The organism is Paenarthrobacter sp. NyZ202 (assembly GCF_049860755.1).
Taxonomy (GTDB): Bacteria; Actinomycetota; Actinomycetes; order Actinomycetales; family Micrococcaceae; genus Arthrobacter.
Map to the genome: position 1 here is coordinate 676,494 of NZ_CP187556.1, position 23,157 is coordinate 699,650.

At 64.8% G+C, this 23,157-nt stretch carries 21 protein-coding genes, 1 tRNA gene and 1 other RNA gene; 9 read left to right on the forward strand and 14 right to left on the reverse strand.

What is annotated here, in order from left to right; all coding sequences use genetic code 11:
• Nucleotides 1–240 precede the first annotated feature (240 nt).
• The gene (locus tag ACPFL9_RS03330; protein WP_426005835.1) at nt 241–3,411 is read left to right on the forward strand and encodes a S8 family serine peptidase; all 3,171 of its coding nucleotides are present in this window, start codon (nt 241–243) and stop codon (nt 3,409–3,411) included.
• Between the two features lie 80 nt (nt 3,412–3,491).
• Here ACPFL9_RS03330 and ACPFL9_RS03335 read toward each other — a convergent pair whose 3' ends face one another.
• On the reverse strand, nt 3,492–4,358 hold the full coding sequence (locus ACPFL9_RS03335) for a helix-turn-helix transcriptional regulator (RefSeq protein ID WP_426005836.1): 867 nt from the start codon (nt 4,356–4,358) through the stop codon (nt 3,492–3,494).
• A gap of 251 nt (nt 4,359–4,609) precedes the next feature.
• On the opposite strand from ACPFL9_RS03335, the gene ACPFL9_RS03340 reads away from it, so the two are divergent.
• Nucleotides 4,610–5,998, forward strand: coding sequence for an MFS transporter (locus ACPFL9_RS03340; RefSeq protein ID WP_426007476.1), 1,389 nt, complete (start codon nt 4,610–4,612; stop codon nt 5,996–5,998).
• A gap of 89 nt (nt 5,999–6,087) precedes the next feature.
• On the opposite strand, the gene ACPFL9_RS03345 is transcribed toward ACPFL9_RS03340, so the two are convergent.
• The 4 genes from ACPFL9_RS03345 to ACPFL9_RS03360 form a co-directional block, all read right to left on the reverse strand.
• Complete coding sequence (locus ACPFL9_RS03345) at nt 6,088–6,477, reverse strand: serine protease inhibitor (RefSeq protein ID WP_426005837.1); 390 nt, start codon at nt 6,475–6,477, stop codon at nt 6,088–6,090.
• Nucleotides 6,478–6,531: 54 nt separating this feature from the next.
• Nucleotides 6,532–7,416 carry a 3-methyladenine DNA glycosylase gene (locus ACPFL9_RS03350; RefSeq protein WP_426007477.1) on the reverse strand — a complete coding sequence of 295 codons (885 nt, stop codon included), beginning with the start codon at nt 7,414–7,416 and terminating at the stop codon, nt 6,532–6,534.
• A 34-nt stretch (nt 7,417–7,450) separates the two neighbouring features.
• Nucleotides 7,451–8,053, reverse strand: coding sequence for an SSI family serine proteinase inhibitor (locus ACPFL9_RS03355; protein WP_426005838.1), 603 nt, complete (start codon nt 8,051–8,053; stop codon nt 7,451–7,453).
• An 89-nt stretch (nt 8,054–8,142) separates the two neighbouring features.
• The gene (locus ACPFL9_RS03360) at nt 8,143–8,616 is read right to left on the reverse strand and encodes a MarR family winged helix-turn-helix transcriptional regulator (protein WP_426005840.1); all 474 of its coding nucleotides are present in this window, start codon (nt 8,614–8,616) and stop codon (nt 8,143–8,145) included.
• A 49-nt stretch (nt 8,617–8,665) separates the two neighbouring features.
• Between ACPFL9_RS03360 and ACPFL9_RS03365 the strand changes: the two genes are divergently transcribed.
• A complete protein-coding gene (locus ACPFL9_RS03365; protein ID WP_426005841.1) occupies nt 8,666–8,929 on the forward strand; it encodes a hypothetical protein in 264 nt (87 codons plus the stop codon).
• 186 nt (nt 8,930–9,115) lie between these two features.
• Here ACPFL9_RS03365 and ACPFL9_RS03370 read toward each other — a convergent pair whose 3' ends face one another.
• A complete protein-coding gene (locus ACPFL9_RS03370) occupies nt 9,116–10,555 on the reverse strand; it encodes an SLC13 family permease (protein ID WP_426005843.1) in 1,440 nt (479 codons plus the stop codon).
• Nucleotides 10,556–10,567: 12 nt separating this feature from the next.
• Nucleotides 10,568–11,704 (reverse strand): PrpF domain-containing protein, encoded by a 1,137-nt coding sequence (locus ACPFL9_RS03375; RefSeq protein ID WP_426005845.1) that lies wholly within the window; start codon nt 11,702–11,704, stop codon nt 10,568–10,570.
• A 240-nt stretch (nt 11,705–11,944) separates the two neighbouring features.
• On the opposite strand from ACPFL9_RS03375, the gene ACPFL9_RS03380 reads away from it, so the two are divergent.
• The 4 genes from ACPFL9_RS03380 (at nt 11,945) to ACPFL9_RS03395 (ending at nt 13,893) form a co-directional block, all read left to right on the forward strand.
• Nucleotides 11,945–12,883: a LysR family transcriptional regulator gene (locus ACPFL9_RS03380; protein WP_426005846.1), complete on the forward strand. Its 939-nt coding sequence runs from the start codon at nt 11,945–11,947 to the stop codon at nt 12,881–12,883.
• A gap of 113 nt (nt 12,884–12,996) precedes the next feature.
• Nucleotides 12,997–13,227 carry a hypothetical protein gene (locus tag ACPFL9_RS03385; RefSeq protein WP_426005848.1) on the forward strand — a complete coding sequence of 77 codons (231 nt, stop codon included), beginning with the start codon at nt 12,997–12,999 and terminating at the stop codon, nt 13,225–13,227.
• A gap of 112 nt (nt 13,228–13,339) precedes the next feature.
• Nucleotides 13,340–13,738, forward strand: coding sequence for a LapA family protein (locus tag ACPFL9_RS03390; RefSeq protein ID WP_426005849.1), 399 nt, complete (start codon nt 13,340–13,342; stop codon nt 13,736–13,738).
• A complete protein-coding gene (locus ACPFL9_RS03395) occupies nt 13,735–13,893 on the forward strand; it encodes a hypothetical protein (protein WP_426005851.1) in 159 nt (52 codons plus the stop codon). Before ACPFL9_RS03390 ends, ACPFL9_RS03395 begins: the two co-directional genes overlap by 4 nt.
• A gap of 104 nt (nt 13,894–13,997) precedes the next feature.
• Here the strand turns inward: ACPFL9_RS03395 and ACPFL9_RS03400 are convergent, their stop codons facing one another.
• Nucleotides 13,998–14,297, reverse strand: coding sequence for a DUF4193 domain-containing protein (locus ACPFL9_RS03400; protein WP_211713967.1), 300 nt, complete (start codon nt 14,295–14,297; stop codon nt 13,998–14,000).
• 250 nt (nt 14,298–14,547) lie between these two features.
• Nucleotides 14,548–15,894: an aspartate kinase gene (locus ACPFL9_RS03405; RefSeq protein ID WP_426005853.1), complete on the reverse strand. Its 1,347-nt coding sequence runs from the start codon at nt 15,892–15,894 to the stop codon at nt 14,548–14,550.
• A gap of 240 nt (nt 15,895–16,134) precedes the next feature.
• Between ACPFL9_RS03405 and ACPFL9_RS03410 the strand changes: the two genes are divergently transcribed.
• Nucleotides 16,135–17,244 (forward strand): hypothetical protein, encoded by a 1,110-nt coding sequence (locus ACPFL9_RS03410; protein WP_426005854.1) that lies wholly within the window; start codon nt 16,135–16,137, stop codon nt 17,242–17,244.
• Here the strand turns inward: ACPFL9_RS03410 and recR are convergent.
• The 4 genes from recR to ACPFL9_RS03430 form a co-directional block, all read right to left on the reverse strand.
• Nucleotides 17,241–17,840, reverse strand: coding sequence for a recombination mediator RecR (recR, locus tag ACPFL9_RS03415; RefSeq protein WP_426005855.1), 600 nt, complete (start codon nt 17,838–17,840; stop codon nt 17,241–17,243). The genes ACPFL9_RS03410 and recR overlap by 4 nt on opposite strands.
• 87 nt (nt 17,841–17,927) lie before the next feature.
• Nucleotides 17,928–21,134: a DNA polymerase III subunit gamma and tau gene (locus tag ACPFL9_RS03420; protein WP_426005856.1), complete on the reverse strand. Its 3,207-nt coding sequence runs from the start codon at nt 21,132–21,134 to the stop codon at nt 17,928–17,930.
• Nucleotides 21,135–21,168: 34 nt separating this feature from the next.
• Nucleotides 21,169–21,265: signal recognition particle sRNA small type (gene ffs, locus ACPFL9_RS03425), an RNA gene on the reverse strand.
• A 213-nt stretch (nt 21,266–21,478) separates the two neighbouring features.
• Complete coding sequence (locus ACPFL9_RS03430; RefSeq protein WP_426005857.1) at nt 21,479–21,802, reverse strand: hypothetical protein; 324 nt, start codon at nt 21,800–21,802, stop codon at nt 21,479–21,481.
• A gap of 292 nt (nt 21,803–22,094) precedes the next feature.
• Between ACPFL9_RS03430 and ACPFL9_RS03435 the strand changes: the two genes are divergently transcribed.
• A tRNA-Ser gene (locus tag ACPFL9_RS03435) sits at nt 22,095–22,179 on the forward strand.
• Between the two features lie 50 nt (nt 22,180–22,229).
• Here the strand turns inward: ACPFL9_RS03435 and ACPFL9_RS03440 are convergent.
• Nucleotides 22,230–23,129, reverse strand: coding sequence for a LysR family transcriptional regulator (locus tag ACPFL9_RS03440; protein WP_426005858.1), 900 nt, complete (start codon nt 23,127–23,129; stop codon nt 22,230–22,232).
• Nucleotides 23,130–23,157: the final 28 nt, after the last annotated feature.

Genomic DNA, 23,157 nt, shown 5'->3' on the forward strand with positions numbered 1-23,157 from the left:
GGCGGTAACACCACGTGCCGGTGTTGCCGTCCCTTCCGCGCGCCTGCGTGTCGGAGGGTGGCCTTTGTGACAAGACAAATTTCCCAAAATGTGCAGTATGTCGAAATCCCCTCCCACTCTGTACTGTGTGACTCGGTTGGTTGCGTTTGATTGACAAGAACTGTCAAAAATGCAACCAACTTCAGTTGACGGGCTTTGGCGATGGCGCCCTGGCCCTCCCAGTGAAAGGTGCAATCACTCGTGAAATCACAAGGAAAGAGCTTCGTCAGAAGCGGGGGGCTTCGGAAGGCGGCGGCCGTGGCCGTGGGCTTGCCGTTGCTGCTCTCTTCCATGGCGTTGCCGGCCCAGGCCGCTCCTGCCCCGGAGACCGCGCCAGGGAATGTGGCAGGCGTGGCCAAGAAAAACCTCGACCCCAACGCCTACAAAGACGGCCGTTACATGGTTGTCCTGGCCGAAAAGCCCGCGGCCACCTACGACGGCGGGACTCCCGGCCTGGCGCCCACCAAGCCGGAAGAAGGCAAGAAGCTCGATGCCGGCAGTGCCGAGGTCAAGGAATACCAAGAGCACCTGCAGCGGCAGCAGCAGGACATTGCGCAGCAGGAAAACGTCACCATCCAACGTGATTTCACCACCGCCGTGAACGGTTTCAGTGCCAACCTCACGGCCGACCAGGCCATCAACCTGGCAAAGGATCCCAAGGTCCTCCTGGTGGCCCCCGACACCCAGTACGCGCCTGACTACTCCACCACGGATTTCCTGAAGCTCAGCGGACCCGACGGAACCTGGGCCACCCAGTACGGCGGCGTCGACAATGCCGGCAAGGGCACCGTGGTGGGTGTCATCGACACCGGCTACACCCCTTCCAATCCCTTCTTCGCCGGTGAACCGGTCGGCCCGCTCACGGGCAACCCCGAGGTAGGCGTTCCGTACCGCACCGACGATGGCAGGATCGCCATGCTGAAGGCCGACGGTGATACCTTCATCGGCGAATGCCAGCCCGGCACCGGTACGGGCGCCGACTACGACGGCAGCGCCTGCAACTCCAAGGTCCTCAGCACCCACTACTTCGCTGATGCCTTCCTCGAGACCGTGCCCGAAGAAAACCGCGCTCCCGAGGAACGTATTTCCCCCGTGGACGTGGACAGCCACGGCACGCACACGGCCAGCACCGCCGCCGGCAACGCCAACGTCGAGGCAACGGTGGATGGACGCAGCTTTGGCATCACCAGCGGAATCGCACCGGCCGCAAAACTCTCCATCTACAAGGTTTGCTGGGAAGACACCGATCCCTCCACGGGCGGCTGCTACGGTTCTGCCTCTGTTGATGCAATCGAACAGGCCATCCTGGACGGCGTGGATGTGCTGAACTACTCCATCTCCGGTTCGGCAACGTCCACCACTGATCCTGTATCCCTGGCATTCCTGTCGGCAGCCTCCGCGGGGATCTTCGTAGCCACTTCGGCCGGAAACTCGGGACCCACGGCCAGCACCGTCAACCACGGTGCACCTTGGCTGACCACCACTGCAGCAACCTCCTTCTCCCAGGAACTCCAGGGCACGGTTGAATTCTCCGATGGCAGCAAGTTCCGCGGAGCGAGCATCATGAACCGTGAGGTGACCGGTGCCGGCGTCGTACTTTCCACCGAGGCGGCCAGCGGCGAAGGCAGTGCTGCACTGTGCGCGCCCGGGTCCCTGGACCCCGCCAAGGTTGCCGGCAAGGTTGTTGTCTGCGACCGTGGCGTGGTGGACCGTACCGCCAAGAGCGCCGAGGTCCTGCGCGGCGGCGGTGTGGGCATGATCCTGGTGAACCTCACCGAATCGTCCCTGGACACGGACAAGCACGCCGTACCCACCGTGCACGTCAACCCGCCTGCCACCCAGGCCATCAAGGACAAGGTGGCTGCCAACCCGGCCATCACCGTCAACCTGCTGAACCGCGACACCACCGGCCTGCCCGCAGAGGCGCAGCCCCAGATCGCAGGGTTCTCCTCCCGTGGTCCGCTCCTGGCCACTGATTCCGACCTCCTGAAGCCGGATGTATCCGCACCGGGCGTGGCCGTGCTCGCAGGTGTGTCTCCCATTGGAACCGGCGGCGACAACTTCGGCTTCCTCTCCGGAACGTCCATGGCATCGCCTCACGTTGCCGGATTCGGCGCCCTGATCCTGGCCAAGAACCCGCAGTGGTCCCCGGCCACGGTGAAATCAGCCATGATGACCACCGCCGGACAGGTGAAGCTGGCCAACGGTCAGCCGAACAAGGATGTCTTCGCCACGGGCGCCGGCCAGGTTGATCCTGCCAAGGTGCTCAGCCCCGGCCTGGTCTACGACGCCTCCACGGAGGACTACCTCAAGTTCGTGCAGGGCACCGGCCTTGACCTGGGCATCGAGGGATTGGGATCCACCCAGCCGCGTGACATGAACGTGCCGTCCTTCGCCCTGGGCAACCTGGCCGGAAAGATCGAAGTCACCAGGACCGTGACCGCACTGACCCCGGGCATGTACCGCGCAACGGCCAACGTGCCGGGCGTGAACGTCAAGATCACCCCGTCGGTACTGAACTTCGGTGCGGCAGGGGAGAAGAAGACGTTCAAGGTGCAGTTCGAAAACAAGAGCGCCGCCCTGGGACAGTTCGCCATGGGATCGCTGACATGGCAGGGCGCCAACAAGACCGTCACCTCGCCGATAGCGGTCCGTCCGCAGTCGGTGATTGCGGACAAGGCCCTCGCTTTCACCGGGACCGGGCCCAACGGTTCCGGTACCATCAACATCGTCGCCGGCACCAACCTGCCGGTCGGCGTGACGGTTGATGGTTTGTCCAAGGCGGACTCCTCCGCCGTCGAACTGGTGCCCGGTCCGTTTGCCGGGGAGACCAACGCTTCCAACTTCGTCAAGAAGGTGACTGTGGGCGAGGGCAGCGCGCTGGCCAAGTTCTCTGTCATCTCCTCGGACGAAGCCGCGGACTTCGACATGCTGGTCCTGACACCTGCCGGGCAGCAGCTTCCGGCGGCTACGGCCTCGGCCAGTGAATCCGTGACCGTGCCCAACCCGGCGCCGGGAGACTACTACATCTTCGCCAACCTCTACGCCAGCCCCAACAACCAGCCCACCAAGGCCACGGTTGATGCGGCTGTCCTGGGGGCCAACGAGGGCAACGCCACCGTGACTCCGAATCCGATCAAGCTCCACAACGGCAAGAAGTCAACAATTGCCCTGAACTGGACCGGCCTGGAGCCGGGCTCCTACATCGGACGCCTGACCTTTGCCGGGACCAGCCAGCCGACCTTCGTGACCGTAGTGGTCAGCCCGGGCGGAGCCGCTGTGGTTCCCGACCAGGAAGATCCCGCCAAGGACAAGAAAGGCCATGGCAAGATCCGCGGTGACGAACCGAGCCAGGAGAACAACGCCGGCTAAACCCCGGTTCCCCTGAAGAACAGCAGTGGCCGGCGGAGACCCCGCCGGCCACTGCTGCGTCCATGGGAGCGCCGCGTGCGTCACGTCACGGGGACCATATGGCCGGCATCGCAGGAAATCAGCAGCTGCAGCGCTTCGGCTGCGGGCGTGCCGGGATCGGCCGCGTACATCAGAACACGGTGCCCGGAGTCATCGGGCAAGGCCAGGACCTCGAAGTGGAGTTCGATATCGCCGACCTCGGGATGATGCATGTACTTCACCCCTGACATGCAGTTATCCACCGGATGCCGTGCCCAAAGGGCGGCGAATTCGTGACTGTTCAGCGTTAACTCTCCAACCAGTGCGGCGAGCTCAGGATCACCGGTGGATCGGCCCGCGACGAGCCGCAAGGACGACACCGCCCGGGCCGCCTCTTCCTGCCACCGGCTGTAAAGCTCACGGGTGTGGTGATCGAGGAACAACAGCCGCGTCAGGTTGGGCCTGGTTGAAGGTTTCCGAGGTGCTGCGAAATCCAAATGGCCGGCCACGAGCCTGTGGCCCATCCGGTTCCATGCAAGGACTTCGCTGCGGCGTCCCAGGACCACGGCGGGTGTACCGGCCAACGACTCGATGAGGCGAAGTGTGCCCGGGCGGACCTTGTCAGCCCTGTTCAAGGTCCTCCTTGTGATGGTTCCCGGACGTGCGAGGTTGAAAAGGTGCGCACGCTCGACGGTGGTCAGGTTCAGGGCCCGGGCGATGGCGTCGATAACGGCCTCGGAGGCGTTGTTGCTGAGTCCCTGCTCCAGCCGCGTGTAGTAGGCGCTGCTGACGCCGGCGAGCATGGCCAGCTCTTCCCTGCGCAGGCCAGGTACGCGACGGATCCCGTAGTTGAGCAGGCCGACGTCCTCTGGCTGTAGGGCAGCTCTTCGAACGCGAAGGAACTCCCCAAGTTCACTTGGATTACTCATGCGCCCCATTCTGCCGGTCCTTCGCTGCCCTGTCCTGTCACTGCCAGTGGTAGGCAGAAGGGGGTGTGGTTGATGCCGCGGGATTGGATGAACGTGGAGTTGTGAAGATGCCGTCCACGGGCGGCTGTACCTCCAAAAGAAGGACCTTTCCCATGACAACGCAACCCGATGTCAGCACGGACCCCGGTGTTCCACCCTTGACTGAAGAAGTCCGGACGCCCGCCCAGCCAGCGGCCCAGGCTCCGGCGCGGATGAACGGCCGTCAAAGGCTGGCACTCATTGTCCTGCTGACGGCGGGCTTTACCCTGGCCGTCGACTTTTCCATCCTCAACGTTGCCCTTCCCGCCATCGGCGCCGACGTTGGATTCAGCCTGGAGAACCTGCAGTGGATCGCCACGGCATTCGCCCTGTGCGCCGCCGGGTTGACGCTCCTGTTTGGCCGCGTGGCAGACATTGCGGGGCGTCGCAGGATGTTCATCATCGGCATGGCTTTGCTGGGAGCTGCCTCGCTGGCCGGCGGCCTGGCTGCCGATCCCGCAATGCTGTTGATAGCCCGCGTTGGCCAAGGCATTGCGACGGCCATAGTCGTCCCGGCTGCGCTGTCCTTGCTCCTGGCCTCGTTTCCCGAAGGTCCGCTGCGGGACAAGGCATTGGGGCTCAACGGTTCCCTGATGGCCGCAGGCTTTACAACCGGAGCCATCCTTGGCGGGCTCCTGACTGACCTGCTCAGCTGGCGCTGGGCCTTCTTCATCAACGTCCCGGTCGCCGTCGCGGTTCTCATCATCGCCCCGATCGTGCTCGGTGAGAGCAAGCCTGCTACCAAACTGAAGCTCGACGTCCCCGGAGCCATCACGGTGACCCTGGGCCTTCTGGCGCTCGTCTTTGGCTTGACCAACGCTGCCGAGCATTCTTGGACCGATCCGCTGACTTTGGGTTCGCTCGCCGCAGCCGTGGTGCTGTTCGTGGCCTTCGTGGCGGTGGAACGCAAGGCGTCGTCCCCGTTGGTTCCCCTGGACATCCTGAAGCGCTCCACAGTCGCCTGGGGAAACATCGCCGGCATTCTTGCCTTCGTCACCGAGACGTCCTTGGTATTCCTGCTGACCCTGTATCTGCAGCAAGTGCTCGGGTACACCCCGCTTGGCGCCGGCCTTGCCTTCGCGGTCCTGGGTCTCGGAACAGTGCTCGGTGGAGTTCTTGGCCCCAAGGTCATCGGAAAGATCGGCAACAAGAAGGCCATTGTTTACGGATTCATCGTCCAAGCCATCGCCACTGGCGCGCTTGTGCTGCTCAGCGACCACCCGGCGTCGATTGCGCTGCTTCTGGTTGCCACGTTCATCGGTGGCGTGGCGAACCTCGTCGTGATTGTCGGTTTCATGGTCACCGCCACCTCGGGCTTGCCTGACGGAGAGCAGGGCCTGGCTACGGGGTTGGCAACAATGAGCCAGCAGATCGGCATCACCATGGGTATCCCGATCATGAGCGCAATCTTCACGGCACAGATTCTGACCAGCGGAAACAATGCCCCTCCGGCTGTCCTCAGCGGAGTCACAACGGCCATCTGGGTGAACGCAGTGCTGTGCCTGGCCACAGCCGTTGTAGTGGCCCTGTTCCTCCGCCGGCCGGCCAAGGCAGCCAGCTGACTTCCCCCGGGGCCGGCCCCGATTGAACAAGCCCGGCCAGTCCGTCGAAGTCATCAACGGACCGGCCGGGACTGTTTGCGCCGGAAATTTCACACGTTGCCCGTGGAGCCTCCGATGCTGCCCAGAAGTGGTGCCAGGCTCTTCCAACGCGCGATCTCGCAGCCGTCGGTGCGGCTGAATCGGCTGGTGACCTGCCGTCCGCGGAACACTCCATGGACCACAGCCACTTGCGGTCCGCCGTATTGCTGGGTGCAGATCCGGTCCGGACGGGGCGCGGGAAAGAAGGCTTCCTCGCCGAACTGCTCGACGGCGGCAAGCGCCGCATGCGCGTCCGGCAAGTTGGATTCCAGCGACCCTTCGTCAGGGGAGAGGACGCCGTCAACGGACCGGAGGCGGAACATCCTCGGCTCGGCGCCAGGTGCGTCTGTGAGCGTAACTGTCAGGTCGACGTCGTACGGGCTGTTCTGCGGTGAATCCATGGTGACCTTTCGCTGGTGGCGGCGGCGGGTGCTCCGGCGGGACAGCCGGGCATGTCACCCGGACTGCAGGCCCTCCAACAGCGGCCCTACCGCCTGGAGCACGCGGGTCCGCAGAACCTGGGATTCGGCTGCGAAAGCCCGCTGGTATTCAACGTACTCGGCCTTGCCCTGCGGTGTCTCGATCCTGATCGGCGGGTAGCCCCATTCCGCAAGATCGTAGGGGGACGCCTGCATATCCATGGTCCGGATCCGCCACGACAGCTCGAAGCAATCCATCACCAGTTCACTGGGAAGCGCGGGCGCCAGTTTGTAGGCCCACTTGTACAGGTCCATGTTGGCGTGCAGGCAACCCGGCTGCTCCATGGCCCGCTGGTTCTCCCGGGTGGGCGTGAGCTCGTTCCGGGGTATGGCGTCCGGTGTGTAGAAACGGAAGGCATCGAAATGGGTGCAGCGTATGCGGTTCCGTTCCACCACTTCATCCGTCCCTTGACCGCCCAGTCGCAACGTCAGGTACTCGTGGCGGAGGTCGAATTTGTCCTGCCGGTACACCATGGCCCATTCATGCAGCCCGAAGCAGCCAAACTGTGCCGGCCGCATCGCCGTACCCTTCAGGATGATCCCGGCGAAGCGGACAGCTTCCGCCCGCTGGTCCAGGAACGATTCGCGGTGGAAGGTGACCGCAGGCGTCCCGGGCGCCAATCCCGCAGCGGCGAGCTGGCCGTCGTCGAGCCTTTGATAAAACTTCCAGTCCGCCCGCTCCAAGGCGCGCTCCCCACTGAGCACCACGCCGTCGCCCGGATGCCAACGCAGCAGCTGGCCGGGCTTCTGCGTGTAGTACGTGAAAAGGAAGTCCTCTACGGGATGCTTCTTCCCCGCGGAGCGGCGGGCCAGGTAGGGATCAGCGTACCGGGCGACGCGTGCGTGATGGGCAGCCTCCATACCAAGCCATAGGTCCTGGGGGAGGTGCTGCAGGCTAAGCTGCCCCACCGCTGGAACCGAGGATGCCGGCGGCAGCGTCCCACAGGGCGATCTGGCAACCGTCCGTGCGGCTGAAACGGGCCGTCACTTCCGTGCCGTCAACGGCACCCGTCACCGTGGCCGTTTGCGGGCCGCCGAACTGCTGCGTGCAGGCCTGGTCTGTGGGCGTGGGCGGGACCAGCAGGCCCGGGTTGTCCTCAAGCGCTGCGCAGGCAGCGGCAGCGGTGGGGTGGTTGCTTTCCGCGGCCGGCGTTCCGCCCTGGCACACCAGGGTGTAGTTCCGGGGTGCTGCCTCCGGGGAGTCCAGGACGGTGATGGACAGCTCGGCATTGCCCTGCCCGGGAACCGGGTTGGGGCCTGGGAGGCTCGGGTTGGGCCCGGTGTCCCCCGGACCGAGAGTGGTGGGCACCTGCGTAGGGGTGCTGGTGCTTGACCCGCCAGGCGTCGGGGCAGCAGTGCTGGACGACGACGCCGGAGCAGACGTTGCGCTGCCGGACCCGCCTGGCGCCGGGGTGCCCGTGCACGCAGCCAGTCCGGTGGCCGACAGGCCTGCCAGGGCCAGGACCGCCAGCGCGGAACGTACGGATCGCAGACGCATCGAATCTCCTTGGTTCACGTCCATTTTACGCTGCCGGTCCGCCGGTCCGCCTTGTCAGCTGCAGGGAACACCAACCCCCGGAATGGCGCCTAGGAGCCCGTGGCATTCCGCTGGGTCGCCGCGATCAGGCCGGTCATGGCCTGGTGGAGCTCTGCGACTTCTTCGCGACTGAGCTGCAGGCGCTCGCGGATGGCGCCGGGTACCTCCGTGGCCTGCCGGCGGAGCGCTGCTCCCTTGTCCGTGAGCTTGATGGCGAGGGCGCGTTCGTTGCCCGGGACGCGCTCGCGGGTTACCAGTTCGGCTTCCTCCAGGCGGCGGAGCAACGGGGAAAGCGTGGCGGGCTCGTGCAGCAGGGCGTCGCTGATGTCTTTCAGCGTCCTGGGGCTCCGCTCCCACAGGGCGAGCATCACCAGGTATTGCGGGTGGGTCAGTCCCAGGTGCTCGAGGACTGGCTTGTACACGCCCACCACGGTGCGCGAAGCAACCGTCAGGGCAAAGCACAACTGGCGTTCGAGCAGCAGGTCGTCATCGGTGTCCTGGGTACTCTCGCTGGTAAGGGTCATCGATGCCTCCTGCTGATCGATTAGTTAGTGTACTAACTATTAGCGTACTATGAAGGTACTGAACCGTCGAAAAGAGGAGTCGATCCGGGTGGCAAAGGAATCCTTCGCCCAGAAGTTCATGCGCGCAACGGGGAAGCTGCGGGTCATTTTTGGACCGGCGCACAGCAGCTCGATCGACCATGAAATGACCGAGGACAACCGCCGGCTCCTTGCCCAGCGCCAGGCAGAGACCCAGCAGTGGGAAACCATCCGCCGCCCCGACGGCAGCACCTATGTGGTTCCCCGCAACCCGGACGACAAGTCGCTGCGGTAGCCGCGGCTGGATGGATCGGGTCGGGGCCGGATACAACTGCAAGCGAAAGGCAGGGCGCGGGATGCGCCCTGCCTTTGCTGTATACGGTGCCCTGCGCCCGTATTTCGGGTGTCCTGTTGCGATGGAGTGCAGGGCGTTCCGTGTCTGCCGGCCATGAGGTCCGGCACGCGGTGGGTAGCCGGGGAGCTACATGATCCCGGTGGGTACCAGGAGCAGCCACGCCAGGGCGGGGGCAACCAGCACCACTCCACCGGCGTAAACCATGAGCTGTCGGTAGACGCGCTGGCGGTCATGCTCCCGGGCGTTGGCCACTACCAGGGCGCCATCGGTGGAGAACGGGGAGACATCCACCACGGTGGCGGCAATGGCCAGGGCGGCAACGGTTCCCGAAGCGCTCAGTGAGCTGGTGGCCAGCAGGGGACCCGCCATGGGGATGAAGGCCGTCAGCAGTGCCGTCGAGGAAGCAAAGGCGGAGCCGACGCCGATCACGTAGCACAGGACCAGGGCGATCAGCAGTGGTGCGCCCAAAGCCAGGGCCTGCTCAGCCAGGGTATCGATAACGCCTACGTGCTGGAGCAGCGAAACGTAGGTGATCATGCCGGCCACCAGGAGGACGGTGGACCAGGAAACGCCGCCAATGAAGGTCTTGTGCTCCTTGATGTTGACCAGTGCCAGGAGGAGGCCCGCCGACAGCGCCACGAAGCCGATGGGCAGGTGGAAACCGAGCGTGCAGACGAGGATGGCCAGGATCAGTGCCAGGGTGAGGAGTTGCTGGCCGTTGGGACGGCCTGCCCTCGGGGTTTCCACGCCGTCGTACTCGTTGGCGTGCTTGTCGCGGAGCTTGCCCATGAGGGCGAACAGCACCAGGGTCAGTGCGGACAGGATGAAGTTCAGGGCAAAGCTGGCTGAGAACAATGCCCCCTGGGAGATGGGGAAGCCGTTCTTCAGGGCGATGTCATGGACCAGGACCCCTGCTACTGAAAGGGGCGAGAAACCTCCGGCGTGCGCGCCATTGATCAGGAAGGCGCCCATAAGGACCGGATGGATGCGCGATTCATACGCAAGGCCCAGCGCTGCGGGGGCCAGCAAAGCCACAGCCGCAGGGGAGAAGGTTCCCAAAGCCGTCAGCGCCGCCGCCATGAGGAAGAACACCCAGGGCATCAGCAGTGTCTTGCCCCGTACCATCCGCACGCAGGACTGGACGATGATGTCGATCGCCCCGTTCCTCTGCGCCATGCTGAAGAAGTAGGTCACGCCGATGATCGTCAGGACGATGCTGGCCGGGAAGTCTGCCAGGATCTCCTTGTCGTTCATACCGAGCATGAAGTAACCGACTCCAAAGGAGGCCACCAGGCCCATCACGCCGATGTTGAGCGGCCACTTGGTGGCAACCACGAACATCACCACGAGGATAACGAGCGGGATGATCTGGGTGGGGGTCATGGTCGGCTCCGATTCCGCGGCGGCCGAAGGGTCGAAAAGGACACCTCCAAACAGGAGGGCGACCAGACCCAGGGCGGTGATCGCGGCTGCCGTCACCAGCAGGATACGACGACGGCGGTTCGGTCGCCTGGAGCGGTCACCGGAAGCGGTGGCGGGGGCTGGTTTTACTGCGGTTTTAGTCATGATGCTCTCTCTTCATTGAGTAGCGCCGGCAAAGGAGGGTTCGACCATGCTGTCGATGACCTCCGGGAGGTGGATGGTGGTGGTGGCGATGGTGCGGGCTGTGCGGTCTACGCCCACCAGCAGGGATCCGTTCCGTTCCTCGCTCCACGTTTCGATGACCCCGGCCGGCGTCCGCAGCCGGAGGGTTGGCTGGGTTGCAGGCCCTGTGATGGCGTTGAGGATGGTGCCATCCGTGCGGGCGGCGAGGGTCAACGCGATGCTTCCGGTGATCGCCAGGGCCGGATGGGGCTTGCCCATGGACAGCATCATGGCGTTGACGTCGCTGGCCATTGCCGGGTCATCGAGGGAACTGCCCGGGGACGGCTGCCCCACGATTGCGACCTTGGGAACGGCGCGGGCTGCTTCACCTGGTGAAGTTGCAAGCCCCATGCGGACAGCCGCGCCACGACGGATCTCTTCAAGGGTGGGCAGGAATGGTTGCACATCAGTGGACCAGTTATCGTAGCGATCCGGAACGAGGCCCAAGTCCTCGGCCCGGAGTATGACCACCGGAGCCCCGGCGTCGACCATGGTGACGGTCAAGCGGGTTCCGCCAGCCTCGACCAGGTCCGTTGCCGAACCCGATGGCAGCAACGTGCCCGTCGTCTTGCCCGCCGGATCCTGGAACCCCAACCCCACCTGGTATCCCGGGAAGGGGACCCCGGGCATCACTGCCTGGGGAAGGATGGGCAGCGCTCCCGCGGGGGTTGCCACGCGCTGGATAATGATCTGGCCTGTATTCGTGTTGCGCGTGACGATCCGGGTGATGTCCCCGTGCGGCACCACCCAGCCCTTTTCGATGGCATACAGGCCCACAACGGCTGAACAGTTGCCGCAGTTGCTGCCCCAATCCACGACGGCTTCTTCGATTCCCACCTGCGCAAAGGTGAATTCGACATCAACGTCTCCGTCGTCAGGCCGGTTGAGGATCATTGCTTTGCTGGTGGTTGAGCTGGCCCCGCCCACACCATCGATCTGCCGATGGTCGGGGCTGCCAAAAAGCCGGGGCAGCAGGATATCCGGGCTGGTCCGGGTCTCTTCCAGGCGTGATGTTTCGAAGACCCAGCACTTGCTGGTCCCGCCCCGCATCCATTCCGCTTCGATCTGCATGATCTGTTCCTCGCTTTCCGTCGCCCTCAAAAGTTCTTGGGCTTGATTCGAGATTGAGCCAGATCACAATTGAAGACAATGTTGGATATGTGAGGGAGGATGTAGAGGTTCTTAAGTAACTGCTGCTTATGGCATGCAGGGTGGCTAGTGGGAGGTGTCTGGACCTTCCGCGGACACCGTTGGTCTGCGGATCAGGCCCAGCCATCAGCAGTTGAAGCTTTCGTGTGGAAGAGTGAAGTGATGCTAAACGATGAGATGCGGGAATTATTCGATATCCGACGGCTGGCGCTGCTGGTTGAGGTCGTCGAACAGGGATCCATCACCGCGGCGGCCGACATTCTGATGTACACCCCGTCCGCCGTGTCCCAGCAACTGAGGAAGCTGGAGCAGGAAGTCGGGCAGCCGCTGTTCAACCGGCGCTCACGGGGGGTAGTTCCCACTGAGGCCGGCCAGGTCCTGGCGGGCCATGCCCGGAGGATCGTCGGTCAGATGCGGGCAGCCCACAGCGATCTGGAGCAGATTGCAGGCCTCAAGAGGGGATCGTTGACGGTGGGCACCTTTCCCACCCTCGCCGGTTCATTCCTGCCGTTGGTCATCCGCGCGTTCAAGAAGAGGTATCCGGCCATCGGACTGTCATTGCGCAGTGCGCGGTTCGACGAACTGGTGGAGGACCTGCAGTCGGGCGTCACCGGGCTGTGCTTGTTGTGGGACTATCCCTGGAACCGCTTCCATGACGATTCAATCAGGGTCACGGAAGTCTTTCAGGAAAGCACCGTGATCCTCGTCTCCCGCACCCACCCCCTTGCCGGGCGCGGGGAAGTCCGCATGGAGGAACTCAGCAAGGAGTCGTGGATTGTCAGGGCAGAGGCGCACCCTGTGGTGGAAGTGCTCCGGCGGTCTGCCCAGGCGGCGGGGTTTGAACCCTCCATTGGCTTCCTGGCGAACGACTACCAGGAGGCGCAGGCCATGGTGAGCGTCGGCATGGGTGTTGCCATGGTTCCCAAGACGGCCATGGCCCTGCAACATCCGGACGTCAGAACCATCAGCCTTGGTTCCGCGGCGCCGCTCAGGAGGGTGCTCCTCGCCCAGCGCCAGGACAAGGTGTACGCGCCCGCGGAAGTGGCCTTCCATTCCACGCTCCTGGAAATTTCCCGCGAGAGGGCAGCAGACTACCTGTAGCCGCCGGTGCCGTCCGGTGCCTTTTCCCCGTCCCGGGCGTAAAATTTCATCACTGGGCCGGTTGTCACGCCCAGCCGTTTCTTTCCTACTCCTGGCGAGAGGAGGTGGAGAATATGGGACGCAGGTTGGAAGGCTTCCAGCACGCAACCGAGCGGTTTCAGATGGTCTTTGGCCCCGCAGCGCGCGGAGATACGGACAGCCCCGTGGTGCATAAGCACGATGAATTCGAGACTGCTTCCGAGGCTGATCTGAAGACCTTCGATATCGAGACCGATTCCGAGGGGCACCACTACGCAGTGCGGAACAACGATCCCGGCCCGACCACGACGGATTATGCCATCTAGCCCGGAGTGCCACGGAAAGGCGAAGAAGTAAGCCCGCCGGATCCCTGTGAGTCTACTAATCAGCATGCTTATCATGTGAGTGCACGGATAATCCGCGACCAAGGGGGCCTTGATGAGTTTCCAGGATGATGCTGCAACAACCCACGGACAGCCGGTGACACCCGGACGACCCGTTGATCAACGGCGCGTGGATCCCACCGGGCCGGCCTATCCGGAGCAAACACGGGCCCCGGAGAGCAGCCGGCCCACCAGGACCGCGGCAGTGTGGGTGGCGGTGGCTGTGGGCTTGGCGGTGTTGGTGCTCCTGATCGTTTTCTTTGTGCAGAACCAGGACATGGTGACGGTGAGGTTCTTCGGACTGGAAGGGTCCTTGGCCCTCGGAACAACCCTGTTCATTGCTGCCGTGGGTGGCGGTGTGCTGGTGGCCCTTGCCGGTGGTGCCCGGATTCTGCAGTTGAGGATCAACAACCACCGGCGGCGGGCAGCCATGGGACCAAGGGCCGGACAGTGAGCGGGGATCCCGGGAAGGACGCCCCTGACCTCGGCGCGGGTGCTGAGCGGGACAAGGGGACGCCGGGACTGCTCGGTGATGCGCTGTCGCCCGTGGTTGCTCCCGAGGAGACGGATGAGGAAAAGCTCACCGAGCCGGACTCGGAAGAACACTGATTAACTGCGGAAGGGACCGGAGCATGTGCTCCGGTCCCTTCCGCAATTAAGACCCGACGGCGGCACTCCCTGACGACGATCAGACCGCCCGGGTGGTGGTTGTCTTAGCCTTCGCAGTCAGTGCAGTAGGCGACGCCATCCTTCTCGCGGGCGATCTGCGAGCGGTGGCGGACCAGGAAGCAGGAGTTGCACGTGAACTCATCGCTTGCCTGGGGAATGACCTGGATGACGAGCTCTTCAGCGACGATTTCGCCGCCCGGGCCGTTGGCGTCAAGGCCATCGGTTTCATCGAGTTCCAGCACGACGCTCTTTGCCGTCGGGGCGCTGGCGGACTGCAGTGCCTGGAGGGACTGCTCCTGGTTTTCTTTGACGTCTGTACGGAGTTCGTCGTAATCGGCTGCCACTTGTTTATTTGCCTCTTCAGATAGGGGAGTTACGGCTATGCAACGTACAGCATGCCATGAAAATTCCATACCATACCGTAAAGAGGCCTCATGTGGTGAAAACCACGGTGAACAATGCCTTCGACGGACTGCAGCTGCAGTGGCTGTACGACAAGGACGTGCTCACCCAACTAAGTAGCAGTAGTGCGCGTTTTGGGCCCTCAAAACGCGCACTACTGCTACTTAGTTGGGCTCGTCGCCCGAGGAATTCCTAGCGGCCGGTGCCGCCGTAGACGGTAGCTTCTGCCTCGCCGTCGAGCTCGAAAGCGTTGTGGATGGCGCGGACAGCGTCATCCAAAGCGTCCGCGCTGGTGACCACCGAGATGCGGATTTCCGACGTGGAGATCATGTCGATGTTGATGCCGGCATCGGAGAGGGCCTTGAAGAAGGTTGCCGAGACGCCCGGGTGGGAGCGCATGCCTGCACCGATGAGGGAGAGCTTGCCAACGTGTTCGTTGTACTCGATGCTCTCAAAACCGATCTGTGCTTCGGCGGCCCGCAGGGCAGCGAGGGCGTCGGCGCCTTCGACGATCGGCAGGGTGAAGGAGATGTCCGTCCGGCCGGTGCCGTGGGTGGATACGTTCTGGACGATCATGTCGATGTTCGAGTGGGCATCGGCGATCACCTGGAAAATGGCGGCAGCCTTGCCCGGGATGTCCGGGACGCCCACCACGGTGACCTTGGCTTCGGACCGGTCGTGTGCAACGCCGGAGATGATTGGCTGCTCCAAGGCAACTCCCTCTTGAATCGTGAACTTTTCGTCAGCGCCGGGGATGACCCAGGTGCCTTCATGCTGGCTGAATGAGGAACGGACGTGCAGCGGCACACCGAAGCGGCGTGCGTACTCCACACAGCGCAAGTGCAGGATCTTGGCGCCGGAAGCAGCCAGTTCCAGCATCTCCTCACTGGAAATGCGGTCGATCTTCTGGGCCGAGGACACCACGCGCGGGTCCGCGGTGAAGATACCGTCGACGTCCGTGTAAATCTCGCAGACATCGGCCTCCAGTGCGGCAGCCAACGCCACAGCCGTGGTGTCCGAACCGCCGCGGCCAAGAGTAGTGATCTCGTTGGTGCTGCGGCTCATGCCCTGGAAACCGGCCACGATTGCGATATGGCCCTTGTCCAGTGCCGTGCGGATACGGTGCGGATCGACGTCGATAATCCTGGCCTTGCCGTGGATGCCGTCGGTAATCATGCCCGCCTGCGAACCGGTGAAGGACTGCGCCGAGGCGCCGAACTTGTTGATCGCCATGGCCAGCAGTGCCATGGAGATACGCTCACCGGCGGACAACAGCATGTCCATCTCACGGGCCGGAGCGGCATCGGTTACCTGGGCGGCAAGGTCCAGGAGTTCGTCGGTGGTGTCTCCCATGGCGGAAACAACAACCACGACCTCGTTGCCGGCCTTCTGCGCATCCACAACGCGCTGGGCCACCCGCTTGACGCCATCAGCATCAGCAACCGAGGAACCGCCGAACTTCTGGACGATCAGCTGCTTGGTCTTGGCAGCCCCGTCGGCGAGCTCTTCGATCTTCACTTCGGTAGTGGGCATAGTCATGCGCGCACCCTCACTGCATCAATAGGGTTCGAACGCGGCACACTGCAATCCAATTGGAGCACGCCTGCGTAGCTTATTTGGCAAGTTTATCGCCGTCAGCTGCCCGGGCAGGAATTGTGACCACATCGCGGCCACCAGCAGGACCACTGCGGAAAGGAGCGTGGTTTCCGGTCTTGCCACAGTCCCTGTTTCGCGTGTCAACGGCTGGGTACTATGCCTCCATGACACGTGGGTGGGGCCGTGGCCAAGGTGCCTGACCAGCCGCCCGGAGCGTTGCCCGGGCCTGACCCCGGCTTGCCCCGTGATGCCCCGGATTCGAACCAGGGATACGAGGTGATCGGCGGCGGTGAGATCGACGACCGGTTTCCCGTGCGCAGGGCAACGCCGGAACACGCCGTCCATCCGCAGGAGGATGCCCGCCGTGCCTTGGTGAACGCCGTGCGGAACGGCGGCTCCCAGGCGTGGTCGTCCTGGACGTCATGGTCCTATTGGCTGGCCTGCAGTGCTGCGCTCGGCCTGTCCTGGGCGCTGGCCGCGGCCACAGTAAGCTTCGGCCAGGCCAACGGATGGTTCGAGTCGAGTGTTCCCAGTGCCTCCAACCTGCTGGCGGCAGCATGGCTGGCCGTTCTCTCCGCGGTCCTGGGCACCGTTTGGGGCTTCGCTTCCTCAGGCAACGTCCTCGCGGTCCTGACCGCGGGTGCGCTGCGCTCCGCTGGTCTTGCCTTGCCCGCCGGCGTGCTTCTGGCTGCGGTGGGCGCCGGCAGCGGCGTGCCGATAGGGGTGGCCGGTGCCGCCGTCGTTGTCACCGTCGTGGAAGGTGCGCTGTTTGGGCTCATCGGCCACGGAGCGCGTCAATGCTTCCGTTCGCGCGCTGCGGGGTCTGCCCTTGCGACGGTTGTGCTGGTGGTTCTGTGCCTCGCCAACGTGGTGGCCACGGTGGCGCTCCTGCCAAGCACCCAAGGGACAGCCCAGGCGTCCGTGCCCGTCAATGTGGAGCGTGACGACGCAGGCCGCATCACCTCGTACGAATGTGTTGGACGCCCCCGGCCAGTGGACGTGGCGTACACGGAGCGGGTGGCGTGGATGGCTGCGTCGCACCCCGCGCTGCTACTGGGGGGCCTCGCCGGGGGAATGGTTCCCCGGGACCACGACCTTGCCTGGGTGCTGGCGGGGCTGCAGTGGGCTGCCGATGGCCCGGCCCGGGATGTTCCCTGCCTGGACGGTCAGTCCAGCGAAGGCCTTCCGCCGTCTGTGCCCGTCGCCGTGACAGGCCTTGCGGTCCAGGTTGTTGTTGCTGCCATGGTGGTGGTGCCCGGACGGAGGCTGGGAGCCCGCAGGCGCCGGACTTAGGCCAACGCGTTCCGCCTGCCCTCGAAGGCCCGGCCAAGGGTGACCTCATCCGCGTATTCGAGGTCCCCGCCCACCGGCAGCCCGGAAGCCAGTCGGGTGACGGTGATCCCGATGGTCTTCAGCATGCGCGCCAGGTATGTTGCCGTGGCCTCGCCCTCAAGGTTGGGGTCCGTGGCGATGATGATTTCCTGGATGGCGCCGTCGTTCAGGCGTGTCAGGAGCTCCCGGACGCGCAACTGTTCGGGACCGATGCCCGCGATCGGATTGATGGCCCCGCCCAGCACGTGGTACCTGCCCCGGAACGTGCGGGTGCGCTCCACGGCCAGGACATCCTTGGATTCCTCCACGACGCAGATGACCGATGGATCCCGACGAGGGTCACGGCAGATGTTGCATGTTTCCTGCTCGGTGACGTTGTAGCACGTTGAGCAGAACTTCACCCGTTCCTTCACCGTAGTGATGGCAGCGACCAGCCGCTTCATATCCTCAGGATCAGCCTCAAGGATGTGGAACGCCAGGCGCTGCGCCGACTTGGGGCCCACGCCCGGAAGCCGGCCGAGCTCGTCGATCAGCTCCTGAACTGCGCCTTCGTACACAATGTCCTCGTTTGCTCGGTGGTGGTCCGGCTGGGATCCAGCCGTGGGTTGTGATGGGTGACGATGGTCCGACCAGGACGCCGGCCGCTAACGGCCCGGCAGCGGAGAACCGTCCAGCGACCGCTCTTCAATCAGCTTCCCGCCCAGAATACGCTCCACCGCGGCACGCCCAAAGACCCGGGATTCCTCAATGGTTTCGTCCTCCGGGCTGGGGATGTCGTCAGCCACTTCCTGTGGCTGGGGCTGGGTACGGGTCGGCGCCTGGACCCGCCCCATCTGCGCTTCCGGGCTGTTGGTCAGGCGCTGGTACAGGCTTTGCCGCCCTACAGGACCGGACGACGGCGCGTCCCCCTCGAGCGTGGCTACGGAACCTGAAGGCAGTGCCACGCCGGCGGCCTGGGCAGGGTTCGCCGCCGCGCGGGTTGCGGTTCCAGGCCAGCCCGACGGCGTTGCGACGTTCCAGCCGGAGGAGCCGTTTTGATCGCCGCTGGTGGGGTGGCCATAGCTTGGCTCTGCCGGGACCTGCGCCGCGGCGGGTTCATAATCCGGCGTGCCGGAGGATGCCGGAGTCTCCTGCTGCGGACGGACTGCCGTTGTGCCGACATTCGACTCCGTTCCCACTACCCACGTGCCCGGAGCATGCTCAACGGCCCGGGACCACGGGTCATCAGCTACCGGGCGGGCCGGGCTGCCTGAATCCTCCCGGGCAGATCCGGGTGGGTCGCTTTCGTTGGTGGCAGGGACAGCCGGAGCGGCAGGAGCGGCAGGAGCGGAAGGTGCAGGGGACGGCGCGCGGTGCCTGTCAGGTTGCCCGGCGTTGGAGGACGGCTCCCAGTCGTAGGGCGGCTCTTCCTCCAGCGGGGGAACGTCCTCGTCGCGGGGAGCACCCCAGTCGTCGTCGGCGTAGGAGTAGTCACCCGGCGAGGGGTTGGTTCCTGCCGTGGCGCCGGAAGCTGTGACAGGAGAAGCTCCGGAGCCCCCAGTAGCGGCTTCAGCTGACGGAGGCGTGCTCGCGGGCTGCGTGGCTTCTGCGGGCGTGCTCGCGGGCTGCGTAGCTGCTGCTTGAGCGCTGCCTGGCTGCGGGCCGACGGATGATGCGCCAACGGACGACGAGCCGGTGGGCGCGCCGGGTTCGGGAGCCGGCTTGGCCGTGGCTGCGGGGGACGGTTGTGCCGGGGCCAGTCCCCACGCGGAGTCGACGGCCGAAACAGCCTGTGCCGAAGGAACTGCCGGGCCCGCAGGCGTTGCTGGAGCTTTCGCCTCTCCCTGGGCTGCAGAAGCTACGGAGCGGCCCGCCGGCCCAGCACTGCCATCCGATGCCGGGGTTGCCCGGCTAGTAGGTGCTTTTGGGTTTGGCTCAGAGCTCGCTGAGCTGTTGCCGCCCGCCGAAGCCACGATCTGGCAGTCGATGCCGATGGTTTTGTGGATTGCCTGGCGCAGGTTCTCCGAGTGGTCCGCCCGGCCAAAAGCCCCGGCGAGTCCGGACGTGGTGAAGGAGAGCGTCAGCAACTGGCCGTCGAAGTGTGCAACCTGCGCATTGGGCTCCACCAGAGCCCAGGTGCTGCGCTTGATCTTGGCCAGCGTTTGCAGAACATCGGGCCAGGCACGGCGAAGTACCTCGACATCCCCGCCCCCCGGGGCTGCAGGAGCGGATGCCGCCACCGGTGGTGCTTGCTGTGCTGCGGGGGCCTGTTGTGCTGCGGGGGCCTGCTGCGCAGCGGGAGCAGGCTGGGCTGTTGGCGGCTGCGCTTCGGCGTGCTGTGCGGCGCCAGGAGCGTCGACCCCGGACGGACCTTGGCGGTTCTCGACGGGCCAGTCGTTGGTGGACACGCGCGGAGCCGTGATTCCGTCACGGGCGGGCCGCTCCATGGGTTGCCCGGGTGCCTGTTGCGGGGACGCAGGGAACCCGGCGGGGGCGGGAACAGTCGCGACAGGTTCAGCGGGAGCGGCGGCTGCGGGAGCCGCCGCAGGGGCAGCTGCTGCCGTCGCGGCAGGCACGGCCGCTGCAGGTTCAGCGGGAGCCGCCGCTGCAGGGGCAGGTGCGGCAGGGACCGGACCGGCGCCCGGGGCAGTACCACCTGCTGATGGCGGGACAGCAGCAGCAACCGGGGACCCGGCGTCGCCCGCGTAATTAAGGCGGCGCTCCACGCGGTCGATCCGTGCGGCGATTCCCCGCTCCGTCTGCTCGGAACCGGGCAGCAGGATCCGGGCGCACAGAAGTTCCAGGTGCAGGCGCGGAGAGGTGGCGCCGGTCATCTCGGTGAGCGCGGTGTTGGTGACGTCTGCGGCGCGGGACAGCTCGGCCGCACCAAGGTTGGTGGCCTGGTTCCGCATGCGGGCGATCTGGTCCTCGGGCATCCCGCGCAGGATGGCCTGGGCGCTCTCCGGCATGGCCTGGACGATGATGAGGTCGCGGAAGCGCTCCAGGAGGTCCTCCACGAAACGCCGGGGATCGTGACCCGTTTGGATGACGCGGTCAACGGCCCGGAACACTGTGGCGGCATCTGCCGCAGCCACGGCATCCACGACGTCGTCCAGCAGGGAAGCATGCGTGTAGCCCAGCAGTGCGACGGCGAGCTCGTAGTCCAGGCCCGAGGGTCCGGCTCCGGCCATGAGCTGGTCCAGCACGGAGAGGGTGTCACGGACCGAGCCCCCTCCGGCGCGGATGACCAGGGACAACACACCGGGAGCCACCGGCACGTTTTCCTGACGGCACAGCAGCTCAAGGTAGTTCATGAGCGGCTCGGGCGGCACCAGGCGGAACGGGTAGTGGTGGGTGCGGGAACGGATGGTGCCGATGACCTTGTCCGGTTCCGTAGTGGCGAAGATGAACTTGATGTGTTCCGGCGGCTCCTCAACGATCTTGAGCAGTGCATTGAAGCCGGCAGACGTGACCATGTGGGCCTCGTCGATGATGAAGATCTTGTAGCGGTCCCGGACAGGAGCGAAGGTGGCCCGCTCCCGGAGATCGCGGGCGTCGTCCACGCCGCCATGGCTGGCAGCGTCGATCTCGATGACGTCCAGGGAACCCGAACCCCCGCGGGCGAGCTCAACGCAGCTGGGGCACTGTCCGCAGGGGGTATCCGTGGGGCCCTGCGCACAGTTGAGGCAGCGGGCCAGGATGCGGGCGGACGTGGTTTTACCGCAGCCGCGCGGACCGGAGAAAAGGTAGGCGTGGTTGACGCGGTTCTTCCGCAGCGCCGTCATGAGCGGCTCGGTGACGTGTTCCTGCCCGATAACGTCCGCGAAAGAATCCGGGCGGTATCTCCGGTACAGGGCAGTTGTAACAGTCACAGGGAAAACCTACCTATAGGGACTGACATTTTAAATAAGAGACCCCTCATGCACCCGCCAGAGCCCATCTACCCTTGCTACCTTCCGGTCCTGGGGGAGTTCAACAGGATGACGCCACATGAGGGGCCGTCGACAAGCTTACCCGAACTTACTTCGGGGTTCGAATCGGCCGTGGCCGGTGTGAAAAACTCCCGACGGCGAAAGGTTTTCGCGGTCCTTTCCGCCATTCGCAACCGTTCTGCGTGGGCTGCGCAACCCTTTCCGCCTGGCGCACCCGTAGTTATGGGTGCGACGGGCGGAAACGGACGCGGCGCTGAGCCGGCCCCGTGTGCCGGCTCAGCCCCTCACCTCCACCCGTTCACCGGCCAGGTCATGAAAGCCGGTTCCTCATAAGGGTGCGCTGCCCGCAAAGCCAGCACCACGCCGTCGAGCACGTCTGAAGCAACTACGCACTCAACCCGGACTTCGGGCACCTGTTCCACCGCCCCCACTTCACCGATGAAGGGCCGGGCGCCTGGGAGCGGAGTGAACCGTCCGGTTCCCGGCGAGGTAAAGGCGCAATGCGAGTAGTCTCCGATCCGCCCTGCGCCGGCGTCCCCGATGGCGCGCAGAACCACTTCGACGTGGTCAACCGGCACGTAGACCACCAGGGCGTGGAGCTCTGTCATGGGCACATCCTGTCACTAAAGAGTCCGAAAAGCGGGCAGGACCATTGCATATCCGCCATCCACAGCGGACCATAAGTATGTACACCGATTGGGGCAATCTCCAGATTGTGAGCTGCGGGGCCTGGGCAAGAGGGGCCGGACCCGGCAGCTCAACGGTGATACCGCAAGAATGGGCGCGTTGGGGGCGTCCATTTTTTCGTTAAGGCGCGGCTCCTGGGTCAAGGGTTAACCCTCGATTGGGCGATGCCGGAATTCTCAGGTACAGTAGTATCTGCTTTCGAATCGGAAGCAGGGAGAATTCGCCTAGCGGCCTATGGCGCACGCCTGGAACGCGTGTTGGGTTAACGCCCTCGGGGGTTCAAATCCCCCATTCTCCGCGGTTGGCCCCGGTCTTCGGACCGGGGCCTTTTGCGTTGGCTGGAAACCCCTACCGCTGGGCTGCTGCCACACGCTCCAGCACCTCGCGGCATGCAAGGATCGCGGGATGGATGCGTCCGGCGGTGCGCGTGGACGTGAAGATGGTCCTGGCCGGAAGGCCCGGGAGGTCGATCAGTTGGACGGGGCGTTCCATCCCGGTCCACACAAGGTCCGGCATCAGGGCTACTGCGTTCCCGGACTCGATCAGGCGGATCTGTGCCTGGAGGTCGGCTGTCTCATACCTTACGTCCGGCTCGAAGCCCGCCGACCTGCATGCTTGCTCGGCCCAGTGCCGTGAGGCCGCACCTCGTGGCTCCATGACCCAGGGCATGGACGCGGTATCAGCGATCGAGGCGATACTCTCCCCGCCCATGCCCACCGGGGGAGTGGCCAGCCGGATGGCGTCGCTGGTGAGGGTCGCGCGGTCCAGTCCCGGATGGTGCGGAGCGGCGTGGCCGGGGTATTGCTCTGCCACCACAATGTCGAAGTCGCGCGCCCAGGTCTCGTACAACGCAGTTTCAGGTTCGCGCTGGGTCATCTCCACCCGCACGTCCGGGTACTCCTGCCGCATGATCGTGAGAAAGTCGGCCAGCAGTGCCAAGGCTGCCGACTGGAACACGGCCAGTCGAACGGTTCCCGTTACCGTGGACAGGGAAGCGGCCAGCTCGGTTTCGGCCCGTTCCAGCGTCTCCAGCAGCGCAGCTGTATGCGCCACGAGGATCTCCGCCTGCGGAGTCAGTTGCACGCGGCGGCCGGCTTTCCGGAGCAGCTCCACGCCTGCTTCCTTTTCCAAAAGCGTGAGCTGCTGGGACACCGAGGAGGGGCTGTACTGCATGGCATCGGCCACCTCGGCAAGGGTTCCCCGGATCTTCAACTCGTGCAGCAAACGCAGTCTGCGGACGTCCAGCACGGTGGCCTCCAAAGCATCGGGATGAGTA